Raw genomic sequence first — 17,101 nt, 5'->3', positions numbered from 1 at the left:
AGTAGGGGACTGGCATCATGCAACAGAGAAAGTTGGCCGTTCGGCGCTGGTGGTATTTAATGCCGATAATATTTATTACCTATAGCTTGGCGTATCTCGATCGGGCGAATTTTGGCTTTGCCGCAGCGTCAGGCATACAAGAAGACCTCGGTATTACCAAGGGTGTCTCTTCGCTGATTGGCGCCCTGTTTTTCCTCGGCTACTTTTTTTTCCAGGTGCCGGGAGCGATATATGCGGTAAAACGCAGCGTAAGAAAGCTGATATTTTGCAGCTTGATTCTTTGGGGCGTTTGCGCGGCGGCCACCGGTTATGTCAGCAATATACCCATGTTATTGATCATCCGCTTTACCCTGGGCGTGGTCGAAGCCGCGGTGATGCCGGCGATGCTGATTTATATCAGCAACTGGTTTACCAAACAGGAGCGCTCGCGCGCCAATACGTTTCTCATTCTGGGCAATCCGGTTACCGTACTGTGGATGTCCATCGTTTCCGGCTATCTGATTAATGCCTTCGGCTGGCGCGAGATGTTTATTTTCGAAGGTATCCCCGCGGTTATCTGGGCGGTGTTCTGGTGGTTTCTGGTCAGGGATAAGCCTTCGCAGGTTAGCTGGCTGAGCGCGCAGGAAAAAGCCGATTTACAAGCGGTGATGGATCAGGAACAGCAAAATATCAAGCCGGTGCGTAATTACGGCGAAGCCCTGCGCTCCGGTAATGTCATTATGCTATGTTTGGTACATGCGTTATGGAGCATCGGCGTTTATGGGTTTATGATGTGGATGCCGTCTATTATCAAGTCAGCCGCTTCAGTGGATATCGTCGCCGTTGGCTGGCTATCGGCGCTGCCTTATTTGGCCGCTATTATTGCTATGCTTAGCGTATCGTGGTTATCGGACAAAATACAAAATCGCAAATTATTTATCTGGCCGTTATTATTAATCGCCTCCGCCACATTCTTTACCTCTTATATGATCGGTAACGAGCACTTCTGGTTTTCCTACGCCTTGTTAGTGGTGGCCGCGGCCTGTATGTATGCGCCTTATGGTCCGTTCTTCGCCATGATTCCAGAACTGCTGCCGAAGAATGTCGCGGGGGTTTCGATGGGCCTGATTAACAGCGTCGGGGCCTTGGGCGCGTTTGTCGGCGCCTGGCTGGTGGGGTATCTGAACGGCCTTACCGGCAACCCCAGCATTTCTTATAGTTTAATGGCCGCCGCGCTGCTCATGTCGGTGGTAATTATGATGAAAGTCCGCGTGGCGCCTAAAAACGCCGCGCCGAAGCCGCTGGGCAAACGTATCGCATCTTAAGTGCGGGTCAGCGGGCCGGCGCATTACGCGCCGGCCCGCGATCATAGGCACCTCCATCAAAGTTATGTATAATTGCGCATGCTTTAACGATGGGGATGAGAATGAAAGGCACCAGGATAACGCTACAGGACATTGCAACCTTAACCGGTGTGACAAAAATGACTATCAGCCGTTATCTGCGCGATCCCAATCAGGTTTCTCAAAAAAATCGGGAGCTTATCGGCAAAGCATTAGAGGGTATCAATTATATTCCTAACCGCGCGCCCGAGATTTTACTTAATTCAAGAAGTAAATGTATTGGCATTCTTATTCCTTCGTTTAAAAATCAAATATTTTCCGATGTATTGGCCGGTATTGAATCTGTCACCTCTGTCCATCATTACCAAACCATTATCGCCAATTATGACTATGACGCCGGTATCGAAGAAGAAAGAATTATCAATTTGTTATCTTATAATATCGACGCCATTATCTTGACCGGAAAACAGCATACCGATCGGACAAAACAATTTTTGCAGATGGCGAATATTCCTATTGCTGAATTAATGGATCTCACCGAAGAGTATTTGGATATCCAGGTTGGCTTTGATAATGAAAAAGCCGGCTATGATATGACCCAGGCCATATTGGAAAGCGGTAAGGAGAATATAATTTACATTGGCTCCATGGACGATCCCCGGGACGCCCGCCGCTATCTCGGCGTATGCAATGCGCTGCAAGAAGCGGGCAGAACCCCCATGCGGCTATTGCCGAAAAGCATTTCGTCCATCACGTTGGGCAGCCAGCTGTTTATCCGCGCGCAGCGGGAGTTTCCCGCGGTGGACGCCATTTTTTGCACTAATGATGATTTAGCGGTGGGAGCGTTGCTCGAATGCCAGTCCCAGGGCATTGACGTCCCGGCGCGGATGGCTATCGTGGGGTTCCATGGCCTGGATATCGGGCGGGCCAATGTGCAAAAACTGGCCAGCGTCATTACGCCGCGGTTTGATATCGGCAAGACGGCGGCGGAATTATTACTGAAAAGGCTCGCGGGCAAGCCGGGGGTTGAAAACGTTGATTTAAGTTACCAAATCTATTTCGGCCAGACCTTGTAACGCCGATCAACCCATAACGGGATAGCGGCTCCATGCCGCTGGCGCGGCCCGCCGGACGGCGCCTAAAATTAAACCTGCATCAAATCAACTCCTTATCTCCTTCTTATCTTATCTCCCCTTCACAAGCGTCAACATAAATGCCTATACTGTATAAAAATACAGTATCCGGAGAAGGTCGAAATGAAGTTATATCCCGCGTTGGAATGCCCCGCAGCGATCCCGTTGCCGCTGTTTGGCGATCGGGTGGCCGCCGGGTTTCCCAGCCCGGCCGCGGATTATGTGGAAAACCGCATTGACCTGAACGATATCTGCGTGCGCCATCCGGCCAGCACCTACTTTGTGCGGGCCACCGGCGAGTCGATGATCGAAGGCAATATCCACGAAGGGGACATCCTGGTGGTGGACTGCTCACTCAAACCCCGGCATCATGATATCGTCATTGCCTCCGTAGACGGCGCCTTCACCGTTAAGCGCCTGCAACTCCACCCCCTGATGCAGCTCTTGCCGATGAATCCGGCCTACGCGCCGATTGCGCTGGCGGATAATGATCAGGTGGAAGTGTTTGGCGTGGTGACATTCATTATTTATGCGGCGCGCTGACCATGTACGCCCTGGTGGATATCAACTCGTTTTACGCCTCCTGCGAGACGGTGTTCCGGCCCGAACTGCGCGACCGGCCGGTGGTGGTGCTGAGCAACAATGACGGCTGCGTGATCGCCCGTTCCGCCAGCGCCAAACTGCTCGGCATTAATATGGCCGAGCCTTATTTCAAGATTCGCCAGCAGCTGGCGCAGCATAAGGTGGCGGTATTCTCCAGCAACTACGGCCTGTATGCCGATATGTCGCACCGGGTAATGACTCTGCTGGAGGAAATGGCGCCGTCGGTTGAGATCTATAGCATCGATGAGGCGTTCCTCAACCTGACCGGCGTCAGCCACTGCATGGCGCTGGAGCAGTTTGGCCGCGACGTGCGCCAGCGGCTGCACCAATGCACCAAACTGACCGCCGGGGTGGGCATCGCCCCCAGCAAAACCCTGGCGAAACTGGCCAACCATGCGGCGAAGCAGTGGAGTAGAACCGGCGGCGTGGTGGATCTCTCATCGCCGCTGCGCCAGCGCAAATTAATGGCCCTGCTGCCGGTTGAGGAAGTCTGGGGCATCGGACGGCGGCTGGGTAAAGCGCTGCGCACCATGGGGATCGGTACGGCGTTGCAACTGGCGGATTCCCACCCGGCGTTTATCCGTAAAAATTTCAGCGTGGTGCTGGAGCGCACGGTGCGGGAATTGTGCGGCGAGCCTTGCCTGGAGGTGGAGGAAATGCCGGCGGTCAAGCAGCAGATCCTGTGCAGCCGCAGCTTTAGCTCCCGGATCGACCGTTATCAGGATATGCGCGAGGCCGTATGCAGTTATGCCGTGCGCGCGGCGGAGAAATTGCGCGGCGAAAATCAATATTGCAGGCAGGTGTCGGTATTTCTCAGAACCAGCCCGCACGCGGCGGGGGAGCGGTTTTACGGCAACCAGGCCACTCGGCTCATTCCGTTCCCCACCAATGATTCCCGGGATATCATCGCCCAGGCGATCCACTGCCTGGACGCCATTTGGCTGGAGGATCGGCGTTATATGAAAGCGGGCATCGTACTGGGGGATTTTTATCATCAGGGCGTGGCGCAGCTGAGCCTGTTCGATCCCTTTGCGCCCCGTTTGCACGGGGAAGCGCTGATGGCGACCCTGGATCGAATCAATCGCTCGGGGCGGGGCAAAATCTGGTTTGCCGGGCAGGGCATCCGCCAGGACTGGCAAATGAAACGCGAGATGCTGTCGCCGGCCTATACCACCCGGGTCAGCGACCTGCCGCGCGTAGCGGTATTGTGAACGCGGCGCTATGCGCCCAGATCATCCTGATGGGCCGTCACCCATTGGGCCAGGGCGCGTAGCGGCGCTTCCAGCGTTTTGCCCAGCGCCGTGACCTGGTACTCCACCCGTGGCGGGATCTCGGCGAAAACGGTGCGCCGCACCAATCCCTTATTTTCAAAGGCGCGCAGCTGGCGGGTCAGCTCTTTTTGCGTAATCGGATAGACCCCCCGCTGCAATTCCCCGAAGCGAACCGGGCCGTCCAGCACAATCAGCCGATATAAAATCGGAATGGCCCATTTGCCCGCCACCAGCCCGACAAACTGCAACATCGGGCAGGGGGCGGTAACCGGCGGCAGTGAATTAATTTTTTGTTGCGCAATCGCCTGCGGCATCATTGCATCCCTCCTGCTGCGTTAGTATCCATTTGGTACCTACTATCATTTTAATACCATCATCATAATAATGGCATTTTTCGCCCCGAATGGAAAATAGCGATGACCCGATTAACCGATAAATATGCTTTGATCACCGGCGGCTCCAGCGGCATTGGCCTGGAAACCGCCCGTCAGTTTTTGGCCGAGGGAGCCGCCGTGGCCATTACCGGGCGCAGCGAAAGCGCGCTGCGCGACGCCTCCCGGGACTTGGGCGGGCAAGTGGTCTGCCTGCCGGGCGATGCGGGGGATCTGGCGGACCAGGCCGCGCTGGCACGGCGGCTGTCCGACCTGTGGCCGCGCCTGGACATATTGCTGGTCAATGCCGCCGATGTCACCCATCGCCCGCTGGAAGCCTGGGATGAGGCGGGCTGGGATCGGCTGATGGCCACCAATCTCAAAGGGCCGTTTTTTCTGATCCAGGCCTTGTTGCCGCTGCTGCGCTCCCCCTCGTCGGTGATTTTGTGCGGGTCGGTCAGCGCCCATATCGGCTTGCCGCAAAGCGGCCCCTATGCCGCCAGCAAGGCCGCGCTGCTGTCGCTGGCCCGCACCCTGTCGGGGGAACTGCTGGGGCGGGGCATCCGGGTCAATAGTCTGAGTCCGGGCCCGACCCGCACGCCGGCGCTGGATAAGCTGGGTTTGAGCGGCGCGGCCCATGAGGCCCTGCTGGCGGAAATCAAGGCCCTGGTGCCGCTCGGCAGGCTGGGCACGCCGTTGGAATTGGCCAAAGCGGCGGTCTATCTCGCCTCGGACGAATCCGCCTTTACGGTCGGCAGCGAATTAATCGTTGATGGTGGGGTAAGCGCATTGTGATTTATTATCAAGGCGGATTTGTTATCATGGCGGCCTAACCGCACCTCCATGTCACGGCCAGGTACCTGCTTCGTATGTTGAATTTAAGAGAAATGACCGCCGGCGAGTATGATGGATACCGCCGCTTTTTTATTGAAGAATATGCTCGGGATCTGAGCGGCAACCACGGCTACGGCATCGAGAAAGGCCGGGTTAACGCCACCCGCAGCATTAACGGCTATTTGCCCCAGGGAGTCGATACCCCGGGCCACCAGCTGTATTGCATCGAGCTGGCCGGGGACGGCCGGGCCGCGGCCGTCATCGGCTATTTATGGGTTGGCTGGCAGGGGAATACGGCGTTTATCAGCGACTTTTGCATCCTGGACGCCTGGCGGCGCCGGGGATATGGCAAAGCCGCGCTGGCGTTGCTTGATAGCCGGCTCAGCGCCCGGGGCATTACCGAGCTGGGACTGCGGGTGGCGGCGGATAATCCCGGCGCCCGGGCGCTGTACGATCGCAGCGGCTTTCGGGTCACCGGGGTGAATATGGCCAAACGAATCGGCTAATTCCCGCCGGGCAGCAGGGTAAACGCCCCGCGCGCCAGGCATTCGCCGTTGATAAAAATCTCCACGGCATGCCTGCCGGGGTAGTGCGCCCGGGTGGTGAAATTACGGATGATTTGCGCCCGGGTAATCGCCAGGGTCGCCCCGGCAGCCAGGGTCAGGGTTTTCAGTTTAAACACCTTGACCGACGTGCCGCCGGATTTTTTAACGTAATGTACCGCATAGTCAATCACCAGCCGCTGGGGCAGGGAGGCGGTGGATCGCAGCTGAAACGCCAGCCGCACGCTATCCCCCAGCCGGATCGCCGCCGGGGTAACGCTGAAGTCCTCCACCCCGACCTGGGCGACGTGGCCGGCACCCACGATCCCCAGCGCGCGCCGATCCCCTTGCTTGATCAGCGTGCGCAGCGCATGGCGGGCGATCCAGGCGGTGGGCGGATGATCCAACGGCCAGCCCGCCAGCAGATCCATCACCCAGTCCGGATGATCCTTGGTGATATCATTAAGATGATTGGCCACCGATTTGCGCACATACAGGCTAGGGTCCCCGCGCAGCTGGTTGAGGATCGGCGCCGCCGGCGACGGGTCGGCGCGCAGGGCTTCCAGGCGAAACGACCAGGGCAGCCGCGGGCGGCTCCCTTCGCTGGCCAGCCGCCGGACATGTTCGTCCCCGTCCCGGGACCAGGTCTCCATGAGCGCCAGGCCGCGGGCAAGGTCCTGGCGCAGGAACGGCCGCACCGCAAACTCCGAAGAGCCGAACGGGGTAAAAAAACGCAGGGCGTCCATCGATAAATCGAAATCATCCAATCCATACATCGCCACATATTCCGGCAATACCAGGGTGACAAAGCGATTGTCCAGCCGCGGCGCCAGCCGCCGCAAAATCGCCAGCGCCTGCGGGTAATCCGCCGGCAGCCCCTCATGCAGGCATGCGCTTACCCGGCGCAGCCGCGCCATCAGCGACAGCGCTTCCAGCCCGTCGGCGGTGGCGGCCAGGAAGCGGCCGGTATCAAAGCCGTCGTGGACGGCGGCCGCCTGCGCGGCGATATGCCGCAGGCGGGCGTGATTAAAAATTTCTTTCAGCGCGGGGGCGCTCGGCTCGGACATAGGGCTCGTCTCTGGGGGATAGCGCTACAGGCTACGGCTTTTCAGCGCTAAAGAAAAGCCGGAGTTTGGTCGCGACGCGCTCCGGCCGGAGCAGGGGATGGGACGCGTCCCGGCAGGTTCGATCCGCGCCGGCGCCGGCGCGAATGCGTTACCCGCCGATCGCTGCGCTATTGGATGCCGAGCGCGTCGCGCATGGTATAAAACAGGTCGGTTTGATCGGTCAGGCCGACCACGTTGCCGGCATAAGGGCCGTAGGCCGCGATGCGCAGCTGGGTGCCGGTATGGCCCTGGGAGTCGGGGTCTTCCGAGTTGCCGTAGCTGATGGCCATGACCGCGCCGTCCTTGGTGGTCAGCGCCTGGGTCAAGCCGGGCGCCTTGGCGTCCGCTTCGATGATCTGGCTTGAATGGGCATGGTCGGCGGTCACGAGCACCAGCGTATTGCCGTCGGCGCGGGCGAACGCCAGGGCTTGTTGCACCGCCTCGTCCAGATCCACCGTTTCGCCGAACTGGCCGCACGGATTGGCCGCATGATCCTGCTTATCAATGGATGCCCCTTCCACCTGCAGGAAGAAGCCGTTCGGATGGGTTTTCAGCAGGTCGATGGCTTTTTGGGTCATCGCGGCCAGGGTGGGAATACTGGCGGTGTGCTTGGGATTATCGGTACAGGTTACCGGCGGCTGGTCGATATTGCCGTGGTAGGTTGCTTTGGGGCCGATCCAGCGTACCGGCATATTGCCTTCGGCGAACAGGCCGAGCACCGGCTGGTCCTGGTTGGCCGCAGTGATGCCGTTAAGGCCGTCCAGATCGCCGATCAACTGATAACCGCGCGCCTGCGCCTGTTCACGCAGCGTTTTGCCTTGCCATTGCCCGGCCTTGGCGGTTTCGCCGAAGGTCTTGGCGCCGCCGCCCAGGGTGACATCGGCGCGGGCGTCGAGCAGCTGTTCGGCAATGGACCCGCGTCCCTGGTTTTCCAGCGCCTGGGCGGGGCAGCTTTTGCTGGTGGCTTCCGGGCCGTAGCATTTGCGGGAACTGACGTGGGCCACCAGGGCCGCCGGGGTGGCGTCTTCCAGCTCGGCGGTAGAGACATTGCCGGTGGCTTTACCGGCCGCCTTGGCCAGTTCCAGAATGGTCATGTGATCCTTGCCGAACACATCCACCCCCAGCGCGCCGTTATAGGTTTTCACGCCGGTGGTCCAGGCGGTGGCTGAGGCCGCCGAGTCGGTCACATAAGCGGGTTTATGGCTGGTTTTATCCAGGGCGTAGTGGGTGTATTGGCCGGTCAGCGGCAGGGCGTCGATGCCTTTGAAAAACTGGCCCGCGCCCACCGCATAATTCCGGGCCGCGGTGATTTCCGAATCCCCCATGCCGTCGCCAATCAGCAAAATAACGTTTTTCGCCGGCTGATTGGTCAGGGCCGCTTTCAGCGCCTGCGTCTGATCGGATTGCAGGCGGCGGGCGCCCCCTGGCTGGGTTATATCGCCGCGGGCCGCGCGATCGAACGTGTCGCCGGACGCTGCGGATGCCGGTTGGGCCAATGCGCTGCTATCCGTTGCCAAGGCGCCGGTCAGCAGGGCGCCGGTCAGAACGAAAGAGCGTACCGAAGAACAAATATGCTGCATGGATAAAACTCCCGTAGCCAAGCGAATGAATGGGCATGTCTGAATATATCATTATGTAAGTTTACGTAACGCAGATGATGAATTTATGACAATAACCCATAAACAGCCCCGGCCGCCGCCCCGGCATTGGCGGAGTTGGGTCCCAGCAGCTACGATAATAAGCATACTTATTGTCAAAAAAACTATTCATTTTAGGCCAGCTCCGCGCTTCGCAACTTTAGGCAGAAGCGTTGGCCTTTGCTGTTTACTTTATCAGGGGTTCAATACCATGCTTCGGTCTGATTATCATGATAAGAAGGAGGCGCCGCGCATGTCGCAAGGGGAGCAGGGATTTTCCTTTAAGGTGCTCACCATTAATACCCACAAAGGTTTTGCCGCGTTTAACCGGCGTTTTATCCTGCCGGAGCTGCGCGAGGCGGTACGCACCGTCTCTCCGGATATCGTGTTTTTGCAGGAAGTGCTGGGCGCGCATGAAAAGCATTCGCTGCGTTTTGAGAACTGGCCGGTGGTGCCGCAATATGAATTTCTGGCCGATACCATCTGGGCCGATTTCGCCTATGGGCGCAATGCGGTCTATCCCGATGGGGATCACGGCAACGCGTTGCTTTCCAAGTTTCCCATTACCCGCCACGAGAATCTGGATGTCTCCATCGACGGCACCGAAAAGCGCGGCATGCTGCACTGCGTCCTGCAGGTGCCCGATCGTGATTTACAACTGCATATGATCTGCGTGCACCTCGGCTTAAAAGAGGAGCATCGCCATCGGCAAATGTTGCGCATGAGCAAGCATATCGCCGCGCTGCCCGCGGACGCGCCGTTGGTGGTGGCCGGCGATTTTAACGACTGGCGCCAGCGCGCCAACGGAATTCTCGGCCGCGAAGCCGGCCTGGTGGAAGTCTTTACCCAGGCCCGCGGCCGCCCGGCCCGCACCTTTCCCGCCCGTTTCCCCTTGCTGCGCCTCGATCGCATCTATGTCAAGAATGCCCGCATCAGCGAGCCGACCTCCCTGGCCAACCAGCCCTGGTCCCATTTATCCGATCATGCGCCCCTTGCCGTGGAGATCCATCTATGAATATGGAATGGCGGGACGGCAATCGCATCAAGCTGCTGGAAAACGGCGAAGAATTTTTCCCGGCGCTGTATGAGCGCATAGGTAAAGCGACCAAAGAAGTGCTGCTGGAAACCTTTATCCTGTTCGAGGATAAAGTGGGCAAGGCCCTGCAAAAAAACCTGATCGCCGCCGCCGAGCGCGGGGTGCGCGTGGAAGTCCTGGTGGACGGCTATGGCTCCGCTGATTTGTCCGACGAGTTCGTCAATGCCTTCACCGCCGCAGGCGTCCGTTTTCGGTATTACGATCCCCGGCCGGCCTTTATGGGGATGCGCACCAACCTGTTTCGCCGGCTGCATCGTAAAATCGTGGTGGTGGACGGGCTTATCGCCTTTATCGGCGGCATTAATTTTTCCGCCGAGCATCTGAGCGATTACGGCCCGGAAGCCAAGCAGGATTATGCGGTGGAACTGGAGGGACCGGTGGTGGAGGATATCCATCGGTTCACCCTGCAGGCGCTGTATAAAGAAGATCACCACCGCAACTGGTGGGGCCGCCGTTCCCGCCTGCCGGCGCATAACGCGCAGCCCGGCGACGCGCAGGCGCTGTTTGTCTATCGCGACAATGATGAACATGATACGGATATCGAACGCCACTATATCGATATGCTGCGCAGCGCCAGGCGGGAGGTGATTATCGCCAACGCCTATTTTTTCCCCGGCTACCGGCTGCTCAAAGAGATGCGTAATGCCGCGCGGCGCGGGGTTCGGGTTAAGCTTATCGTGCAGGGCGAACCGGATATGCCCATCGTTAAGGTGGGGGCGCGCATGTTATATAACTATCTGGTGCCGGAAGGCGTGCAGATTTATGAATATGTCCGCCGCCCGCTGCACGGCAAAGTCGCGGTTAAAGACGACGGCTGGTCCACCGTCGGGTCCAGCAATCTCGACCCGCTCAGCCTGTCCCTGAACCTGGAAGCCAATGTGGTTATCCATGACACCGCCTTCACCGGCCAGCTGCGCGCTAATCTCAATGGCCTGATTGAACGGGACTGCCAGTTGATTGACAAAACCATGGTGCCCAAACAGACCTACTGGCATTTGGCGAAAAGCGTGGTGGTATTCCATTTTTTGCGCCACTTCCCGGCGTGGATTGGCTGGCTGCCCGCCCATACGCCGAAATTGGCCCTGGTGGCGCCGCCGGTTCAGCCGGAGTTGGAAATGCAGGATCGCGCCGAACCTGAAAATGAAGGGGCCAAGCCATGACCCGGGATGCCGCGAACCGCAAAGCGCCGTCCGTGCCGGACCACGGTCCCGGCCGTAAAAAAAAACGGCTCTGGTCCGTCACTAAAAAAGTCCTGACCGGGCTGTTTTTTATCGGCGTTATTGTCTTGCTGGTGATTTACGCCCGCAAGGTGGATTGGGACGAGGTTGCCCAGGCTATCGAACATTATCGGCGCAATGCGATATTGATGGTGGTGGGCCTGGTGGTTTTCAGCTATTTGCTCTACGGCATTTACGATCTTATCGGCCGCGCTTATTGCGGCCATAAGCTGGCCAAAAAGCAGGTGCTGCTGGTGTCGTTTATCTGTTACGCGTTTACGCTTACCCTGAGCGCCTGGGTGGGCGGCATCGGCATGCGCTACCGGCTGTATTCCCGCCTGGGCCTGTCAAATAGCGCCATTACCCGCATCTTCAGCCTGAGCCTGGCCACCAACTGGCTGGGCTATATTTTGCTCGCCGGCATCGTTTGCGCGTTCGGGGTACTCAAGCTGCCGGCCAAATGGGATATCGGCGACGTGGCGATACGGTTAATCGGCATCGGCCTGCTGCTGTTTATCGCCGCCTATTTGTGGCTGTGCGCCTTTTCCAAACGCCGCCGCTGGACCATCAAAGGGCAGAAACTGGTGCTGCCGTCCCTGCGCATGGCCGGCGCGCAGCTGGTCGCCTCCTGCGCCAACTGGCTGGCCATGGCCGCCATCATCTATATCCTGCTCAATGACAAAGTTGACTTCCCGCTGGTGCTCGGCGTACTGCTGGTCAGCAGCATCGCCGGGGTGATCGTCCATATCCCCGCGGGGATCGGCGTGCTGGAGGCGGTATTCGTCGCCATGCTGAGCAGCGAACATTTGTCCCACGGCACCATCATCGCCGCCCTGCTGGCCTATCGGGCCATCTATTTTATCGCGCCGTTATTGCTGGCCATCGTGCTTTATCTGTGGCTGGAGAGCCGCGCCAAAGTCCTGCGGGAGAAAAACCAGCGGCGGGAAGCGGCCCACGCGGCGCAGGCGCCCGCTAACGGCGCAGCCAAGCCGTCCGCTGACGACGGCCGGTTGCCCGATTAACAAAAAAACCTGGCCCAGGGCGGGAGCGGCGGCGATTCGATGTTAAAAAGCGGGGTTGCATTCTCATAATTTGAAGCTGCCGTTGACCACCGTGACCGATTGGCCGGCAATCCAGGGCGCGCCCGCGGTAAAATAGACCTGTAAGCGGCCGCTGCGTTGCAGCGCGGTGCCCTGCCGAACGCGGTAGGATTGCGCGAACGAGGGATTGTCGGGAAAACCCTGGGCATGCAGCAGACGCGCCAGACAGGCGTTGGCACTGCCGGTAACCGGATCTTCCACCAGCGCGCCCAGCTCCACCACAAACGCCCTGACTTCATAATCCGCCTGGCCGTCCGCCGGATGCGGTCCGTAAATGGCCAGTCCGTTGGCTTCGCAGCGCCTTAATAATCGCTCCAGCGCGGCGCTGTCCGGAGTGATTTGCAAGCACGCCTGCGCGCTGTCGGCCCGCACCACCAGCCAGCGGATGCCCATGTCCACCACCACCGGCGGCGACCAGGTTACCCGGGTGGCGCCGCCCACCGCCGCGTTAAGCAGTGGAAAGTAACTTTCGTTGACCGTGAATATTTGCGCCTGCGGCGCCTGGAAGGCCAGTTGGCCGGCGCAGGAGAGGTCGATCTCCACCAGCCCGATGCCGCATTGCTGTATTAGCCGGGCGCGGGTCTTGGGTTTAAAACCGCTTTCCAGCAGGGCATGGGCGGTTCCCAGAGTCGGGTGGCCGGCAAAGGGCAACTCTCCCGACGGCGAAAAAATGCGGACGTGATAATCGGCCCCGGACAGGGAAGGGGGCAGGACAAAGGTGGTTTCGGATAAGTTGGTCCAGCGGGCCACCGCCAGCATCTGTTGATCGGATAAGCCGTCGGCGTCGAGAATTACCGCCAGCGGATTACCCAGCAGGGGGGTGTCGGTAAAGACATCAACCTGTTTAAAACCGCGCAACTCGGTCATAACGCGTCCTTTGAGCACAGTGAGGCGACAGTTTTCGATTTTGGCTTGATTGGGGGATAACTGCAAGTGGAGTGAAAGCGCTGATAACCGTGGATAAAAAAACCGCACTACCAAATGTCAGGAAGTAGCCTAACAGTTGACGTGCGGTTTTCAAACGCGCTTAAAATCTGATATTAGCGGCCCGGGCCGCCATAATGACCGCCGCCGCCGCCGCCGCCGTGGCCCCCACCGCCGCCGCCCCAAGGCGGTGGCCACAGACAGCCGCTCAGGGCGGCGCTAAGAACGATAATCCCGAGAAATACCATGATACGACGCATTGGCGTGCTCCATATATTAAGAATTGACTCACCTTTGAATCATTTACTTTATATAGGTCGGGGTCAACGCGGTTAACCGTAAAGATATTTATCGGAGATGTTTCTATTTGCGATTATTAATGGAAAAAGAAGATTTGGCGGAAAAAGGAATAATACAGGTCTCAATGAAAATAAGAAAAGACTTAATTACCGGTAATTTTATTTTTTTCCGGCGGGGTGAATTAGGATTATTCTTGCGGGAGGAAAAAAAGCGTTTGCGAAGAGAAAATACGCAAACGCTATTAAAAAGAGAAATAATCGACGGATTTTAAGCACTGGCCGGCTGGCGCCGGTAACGCATTATTCATAGACCACCGACGTACTGTGCATATTGTTTTGGCCCGAAACCGATGTCATCGGATAGGCGCGGGCGCCGTCCTTGGCAACTTTTTCGTTAGGGTTGCCCAGCCGTAACGGCATCTCGTGCCTGTCGCTGGCGGTGATTACCGCGGCCTGTTGCCCGTCATAAGCGCTGGCGTGGTTCATATCGGCGGCAAAACTACCGTAGGACAAAGCGCTTAGAGCCAGGGCGGCGATGGTAAGACTGAATATTTTCATGATGGCGACTCCCGGTGCCGTCAAGCACGTTCTCATTGGCGGCAATGTTTTATTAACAACTACTAAACAAATAATAGACCTGTTCATGAAAATGATCAATTTTTATTTAATGATCATTAATTTATAACTCATATGACTGAAATATATGAAAATTATCTTAATGCCACCAACAACGCCTGCATAGCATAACGCCAGGCGGGCGTCGTCCCGGCAACGTCGCCCGGCGGCGATTATTCATAGATTACCGCGGTGCCGTGCAGGTTATTCTGGCCGGAAGTCGAGGTAATAGTGAACGACTTGGCGCCGGCGGCCGCGGCTTTGGCGGATAATTGGCTTTCCAGCGAGGAAAGGTTGGTGCCGCCGGTGGCGCTGATTACGCCTACCTGCTGCTGTCCCGTCGGAGCGGAACTCACCAGGTCGGCGGCGAAACTGCCAAAAGAAACGGCGCCAAGGGCAATGGCGGCAAGAGCGTATTTTACGTTGTTGATGCGGTTCATAATAGGTTCTCTCTATAGGTTTTCTGGATTCGGTGGCGAACATTATTTGTTAACGTTCGATAACTAAATGCTAGCCATATCTGCGCCACGGATCAAGATAATATTTTAATGATCATTAATATATTTTTTATCTGCTTGTATAGTAAGAAAATTATTCTTGAAAGAAAGTGACGGCCGGCTGCGGCGGCAACCGAAACGGGGGGCAAATCCAGGTTTTGCAAGGGCATGGGGCAAAAATTTAACATTCTTTGTGGAATGTGACGAAATACCCTTGTAATTTTTGTAATGATCGTTAATTATATAGGATAGCGGAGATTTATAACCATACCTTGATAAAAATCTCCCGTTTATACCAGAACTGCGATAAGAGAGGATCACATGAGTACCGATCAAGTTGCGTCCATTCGGAAAGGACGCGGACGTCCGAAACAATTCGACCGCGACGATGCGCTGGATAAAGCCCTGCAACTTTTCTGGCGCCATGGCTACGAAGCCACCTCCCTGGCCGATTTAGTCGAGGCCACCGGGGCCAAGGCGCCCACCCTTTACGGTGAATTTGGCAATAAAGAAGGCTTATTCCGCGCGGCGGCCGAACGCTATATCACCAAATTCGCCGAACGGGGCAAGGCGCTGCTGGCCAATCCTGACTGCTCGGTAGCCCAGGCGGCCGAAGACTTTATGCGCGACACCGCGGCTATGTACACCGATAAGGATCTGCCGTCGGGCTGTTTTATTATCTGTACGTCGGCGGCGCTGTCCTCATCTTCCGATGAAGTGGCGAAAATGCTGCGTGCCCGGCATCATTTCCAGGAAAATATGCTGGCGGACTTTTTACGCACGCGCCAGAAAGCGGGAGATTTACCCGCGCAAACCCATATCCCGACCCTGGCGAAATACCTGACCTGTATCCTGCAGGGCATGTCGGTCCAGGCCCGCGACGGCGCCAGTCATGAAGAGTTGGACGGCATCGTCTCCACGCTGATGACCGTATGGCCGGAATTGGCGCGCATGGGCGCGGCGGTCGGTCAGAAAACCGGAACGACCGCCTGATGGCCGGCCGCTATTGGGTTCCCGTCGACCTGGGGTGATGGCGGCGGGATCGAGTGAAAATTGATTCTGCGCAGGGTGTTTTTGCCCCGGGCCGGTATTATAGCTTATCGAGGTCATGATTTCGTTAATTCGGGCAGGAGCCATGAACCCTTTGGTCGCCGATACTCACACTGCTATCCGTTTCCTGCTGGCCGCCCGGCAAAGCGAGGTGACGGCTTTGCGGCAATTACTGCAAACCTGTGAGCTGGTGGGCGCGGTCAGCCAACTGGTGCATATGCTGCAGCGCGAACGCGGGGCCACCAATATCTACCTCTGCTCGGATCGGCGCCTGTATGCCGACGCCATTGCGCTGCGGATCGCCGATGTGGCCAACGCCCAGCGCGACGTGCTGGCATTATTGGCGGCGCTTGAGCCGGGGCCCGCGGCGTTACCGGCGGAAAATCACAGGCTGGGCCGGGTGGCCGGCGTGTTATACGCGCTCGGTTCCCTGCCGGCGCTGCGCGACCAGGTGCGGCAGGCCGCCCTGGCGCCGGCCCAGGTTACGGCGGCTTTCAACGGTATTATCCGCACGCTGCTGGCGCTGGTGTTTACCGCGGCGGACACGGCGGCGGAGCCGGTTATTTCCCGCGCGCTGATCGCCATGTTTAGTTTTATGCAGGGCAAGGAGCTGGCGGGGCAGGAGCGGGCCGTCGGCGCGGCCGGGTTTGCCGCGCGCGAGTTCAGCGACGGGCAGCGGCGGCAGTTGCTGGATCTGATCGAGGGGCAGGAACGGTGCTTCGACACGTTCGCCGATTTCGCCGAGCCGCCGGACCTGCAGCGCTGGCGCGATCTGTGCGGGCAAGAGCCGGGCGATTTTGAACGGCTGCGGCGGATCGCCGGCACCGGTAAAGCGCTGGCGTCTCCCGAACCGGATCGCAGCCTTGACTGGTTTGCGGTTACCACCCGGCGCATCGACGGTATGAAGACCGTCGAGGACGGGCTGGCCGCCACCCTGATGCGGCTATGCCGGGCCAGCATCGCGGCGGCCGAAGGCCATCCCGGTGGCCAGCCCGGCGACGCGCTGCTGGAGGAACTGCTGGTGCGGCAAATCGGCGAACAGGCTGATTATACGGTATTTATGCCCGTTAACGGTCCGGAACACGCCGCAAAACAGCGATTAAGCAGCGACGGCCTTAGTCCGGAGCTGGGGCGCTCGGTAGTGGCCATGGTGCGCCAGCAGTCGCGCCGGCTGCAAAACCTGGCCGATGAGCTGGCGCAAATGCATGCCACGCTAAATGAGCGTCAACAGATCGATCGGGCCAAGGCCTTGCTGATCGCCCATCGAGGGCTCAGCGAAGACGAGGCGTACAAAACCTTGCGCCGCATGGCGATGAACCAGAATAAAAAATTGATCGAAGTCGCCGCCGCGCTGCTGGCGGTTGAAGAGGTATTAAAGCAGTAGCGATTAACCATACATAGCAAGACCTCGGGCTGGGCCAATGGCGGCGCGGCGCGGGTCACCGGATAAAGGCGTCCAAAAACATGCAGGAATTGCATGTTTT

General features: G+C 58.1%; 19 protein-coding genes. 12 read left to right on the top strand and 7 right to left on the bottom strand.

The window, feature by feature from the left end:
- The first annotated feature begins 17 nt into the window (after positions 1-17).
- The 4 genes from ACL2XP_RS23200 to umuC all read left to right on the top strand — a co-directional run bounded on the left by ACL2XP_RS23200 (position 18) and on the right by umuC (position 4,269).
- Positions 18-1,304: an MFS transporter gene (locus ACL2XP_RS23200; RefSeq protein WP_413735632.1), complete on the top strand. Its 1,287-nt coding sequence runs from the start codon at positions 18-20 to the stop codon at positions 1,302-1,304.
- Positions 1,305-1,405: 101 nt separating this feature from the next.
- Positions 1,406-2,398, top strand: a complete 993-nt coding sequence (gene idnR / locus ACL2XP_RS23195) for a DNA-binding transcriptional regulator IdnR (RefSeq protein ID WP_413735631.1) — start codon at positions 1,406-1,408, stop codon at positions 2,396-2,398.
- A 180-nt stretch (positions 2,399-2,578) separates the two neighbouring features.
- Positions 2,579-2,998 (top strand): translesion error-prone DNA polymerase V autoproteolytic subunit, encoded by a 420-nt coding sequence (gene umuD / locus ACL2XP_RS23190; RefSeq protein WP_413735630.1) that lies wholly within the window; start codon positions 2,579-2,581, stop codon positions 2,996-2,998.
- Positions 2,999-3,000: 2 nt separating this feature from the next.
- The gene (gene umuC, locus ACL2XP_RS23185) at positions 3,001-4,269 is read left to right on the top strand and encodes a translesion error-prone DNA polymerase V subunit UmuC (protein WP_413735629.1); all 1,269 of its coding nucleotides are present in this window, start codon (positions 3,001-3,003) and stop codon (positions 4,267-4,269) included.
- Between the two features lie 8 nt (positions 4,270-4,277).
- Here umuC and ACL2XP_RS23180 read toward each other — a convergent pair whose 3' ends face one another.
- On the bottom strand, positions 4,278-4,646 hold the full coding sequence (locus ACL2XP_RS23180; protein WP_413735628.1) for a winged helix-turn-helix transcriptional regulator: 369 nt from the start codon (positions 4,644-4,646) through the stop codon (positions 4,278-4,280).
- Between the two features lie 99 nt (positions 4,647-4,745).
- On the opposite strand from ACL2XP_RS23180, the gene ACL2XP_RS23175 reads away from it, so the two are divergent.
- Positions 4,746-5,495: an SDR family oxidoreductase gene (locus ACL2XP_RS23175; protein ID WP_413735626.1), complete on the top strand. Its 750-nt coding sequence runs from the start codon at positions 4,746-4,748 to the stop codon at positions 5,493-5,495.
- Between the two features lie 74 nt (positions 5,496-5,569).
- Positions 5,570-6,040: a GNAT family N-acetyltransferase gene (locus ACL2XP_RS23170; RefSeq protein WP_413735625.1), complete on the top strand. Its 471-nt coding sequence runs from the start codon at positions 5,570-5,572 to the stop codon at positions 6,038-6,040.
- Here the strand turns inward: ACL2XP_RS23170 and ACL2XP_RS23165 are convergent.
- Together ACL2XP_RS23165 and phoA are read right to left on the bottom strand one after the other, a co-directional pair.
- On the bottom strand, positions 6,037-7,143 hold the full coding sequence (locus ACL2XP_RS23165; RefSeq protein WP_413735624.1) for a DNA alkylation repair protein: 1,107 nt from the start codon (positions 7,141-7,143) through the stop codon (positions 6,037-6,039). The genes ACL2XP_RS23170 and ACL2XP_RS23165 overlap by 4 nt on opposite strands.
- Positions 7,144-7,310: 167 nt before the next feature.
- Positions 7,311-8,762: an alkaline phosphatase gene (phoA, locus tag ACL2XP_RS23160; RefSeq protein ID WP_413735623.1), complete on the bottom strand. Its 1,452-nt coding sequence runs from the start codon at positions 8,760-8,762 to the stop codon at positions 7,311-7,313.
- A gap of 310 nt (positions 8,763-9,072) precedes the next feature.
- Here phoA and ACL2XP_RS23155 point away from each other — a divergent pair, with 310 nt between their 5' ends.
- The 3 genes from ACL2XP_RS23155 to ACL2XP_RS23145 are packed head-to-tail and all read left to right on the top strand — an operon-like array spanning position 9,073 to position 12,154.
- A complete protein-coding gene (locus ACL2XP_RS23155) occupies positions 9,073-9,834 on the top strand; it encodes an endonuclease/exonuclease/phosphatase family protein (RefSeq protein WP_413739265.1) in 762 nt (253 codons plus the stop codon).
- A complete protein-coding gene (clsB, locus tag ACL2XP_RS23150) occupies positions 9,831-11,075 on the top strand; it encodes a cardiolipin synthase ClsB (protein WP_413735622.1) in 1,245 nt (414 codons plus the stop codon). The genes ACL2XP_RS23155 and clsB overlap by 4 nt, the downstream gene beginning before the upstream one ends.
- Positions 11,072-12,154: a lysylphosphatidylglycerol synthase domain-containing protein gene (locus tag ACL2XP_RS23145; RefSeq protein WP_413735621.1), complete on the top strand. Its 1,083-nt coding sequence runs from the start codon at positions 11,072-11,074 to the stop codon at positions 12,152-12,154. Before clsB ends, ACL2XP_RS23145 begins: the two co-directional genes overlap by 4 nt.
- 63 nt (positions 12,155-12,217) lie before the next feature.
- Here the strand turns inward: ACL2XP_RS23145 and ACL2XP_RS23140 are convergent, their stop codons facing one another.
- Both ACL2XP_RS23140 and ACL2XP_RS23135 read right to left on the bottom strand, forming a co-directional pair.
- On the bottom strand, positions 12,218-13,099 hold the full coding sequence (locus ACL2XP_RS23140) for a PhzF family phenazine biosynthesis protein (protein ID WP_413735620.1): 882 nt from the start codon (positions 13,097-13,099) through the stop codon (positions 12,218-12,220).
- A 173-nt stretch (positions 13,100-13,272) separates the two neighbouring features.
- Positions 13,273-13,416: a hypothetical protein gene (locus ACL2XP_RS23135; RefSeq protein ID WP_413735619.1), complete on the bottom strand. Its 144-nt coding sequence runs from the start codon at positions 13,414-13,416 to the stop codon at positions 13,273-13,275.
- 119 nt (positions 13,417-13,535) lie between these two features.
- On the opposite strand from ACL2XP_RS23135, the gene ACL2XP_RS23130 reads away from it, so the two are divergent.
- Positions 13,536-13,727, top strand: coding sequence for a hypothetical protein (locus ACL2XP_RS23130; RefSeq protein WP_413735618.1), 192 nt, complete (start codon positions 13,536-13,538; stop codon positions 13,725-13,727).
- Between the two features lie 28 nt (positions 13,728-13,755).
- Here the strand turns inward: ACL2XP_RS23130 and ACL2XP_RS23125 are convergent, their stop codons facing one another.
- The gene (locus tag ACL2XP_RS23125; protein ID WP_413735617.1) at positions 13,756-14,013 is read right to left on the bottom strand and encodes a hypothetical protein; all 258 of its coding nucleotides are present in this window, start codon (positions 14,011-14,013) and stop codon (positions 13,756-13,758) included.
- Positions 14,014-14,243: 230 nt separating this feature from the next.
- Entirely contained in the window at positions 14,244-14,510 is a 267-nt protein-coding gene (gene bhsA, locus ACL2XP_RS23120) for a multiple stress resistance protein BhsA (RefSeq protein WP_413735616.1), read from the bottom strand.
- Between the two features lie 378 nt (positions 14,511-14,888).
- Here bhsA and ACL2XP_RS23115 point away from each other — a divergent pair, with 378 nt between their 5' ends.
- Both ACL2XP_RS23115 and ACL2XP_RS23110 read left to right on the top strand, forming a co-directional pair.
- Positions 14,889-15,560 (top strand): TetR/AcrR family transcriptional regulator, encoded by a 672-nt coding sequence (locus tag ACL2XP_RS23115; protein ID WP_413735615.1) that lies wholly within the window; start codon positions 14,889-14,891, stop codon positions 15,558-15,560.
- Positions 15,561-15,711: 151 nt separating this feature from the next.
- The gene (locus tag ACL2XP_RS23110; protein WP_413739264.1) at positions 15,712-17,001 is read left to right on the top strand and encodes a nitrate- and nitrite sensing domain-containing protein; all 1,290 of its coding nucleotides are present in this window, start codon (positions 15,712-15,714) and stop codon (positions 16,999-17,001) included.
- Positions 17,002-17,101 lie beyond the last annotated feature (100 nt).

The organism is Sodalis sp. RH21, assembly GCF_047324175.1.
Lineage (GTDB): Bacteria > Pseudomonadota > Gammaproteobacteria > Enterobacterales > Enterobacteriaceae > Acerihabitans.
The sequence above is the reverse complement of the archived record's forward strand: the minus strand, read 5'-3'. Positions and strand labels throughout refer to the sequence as shown.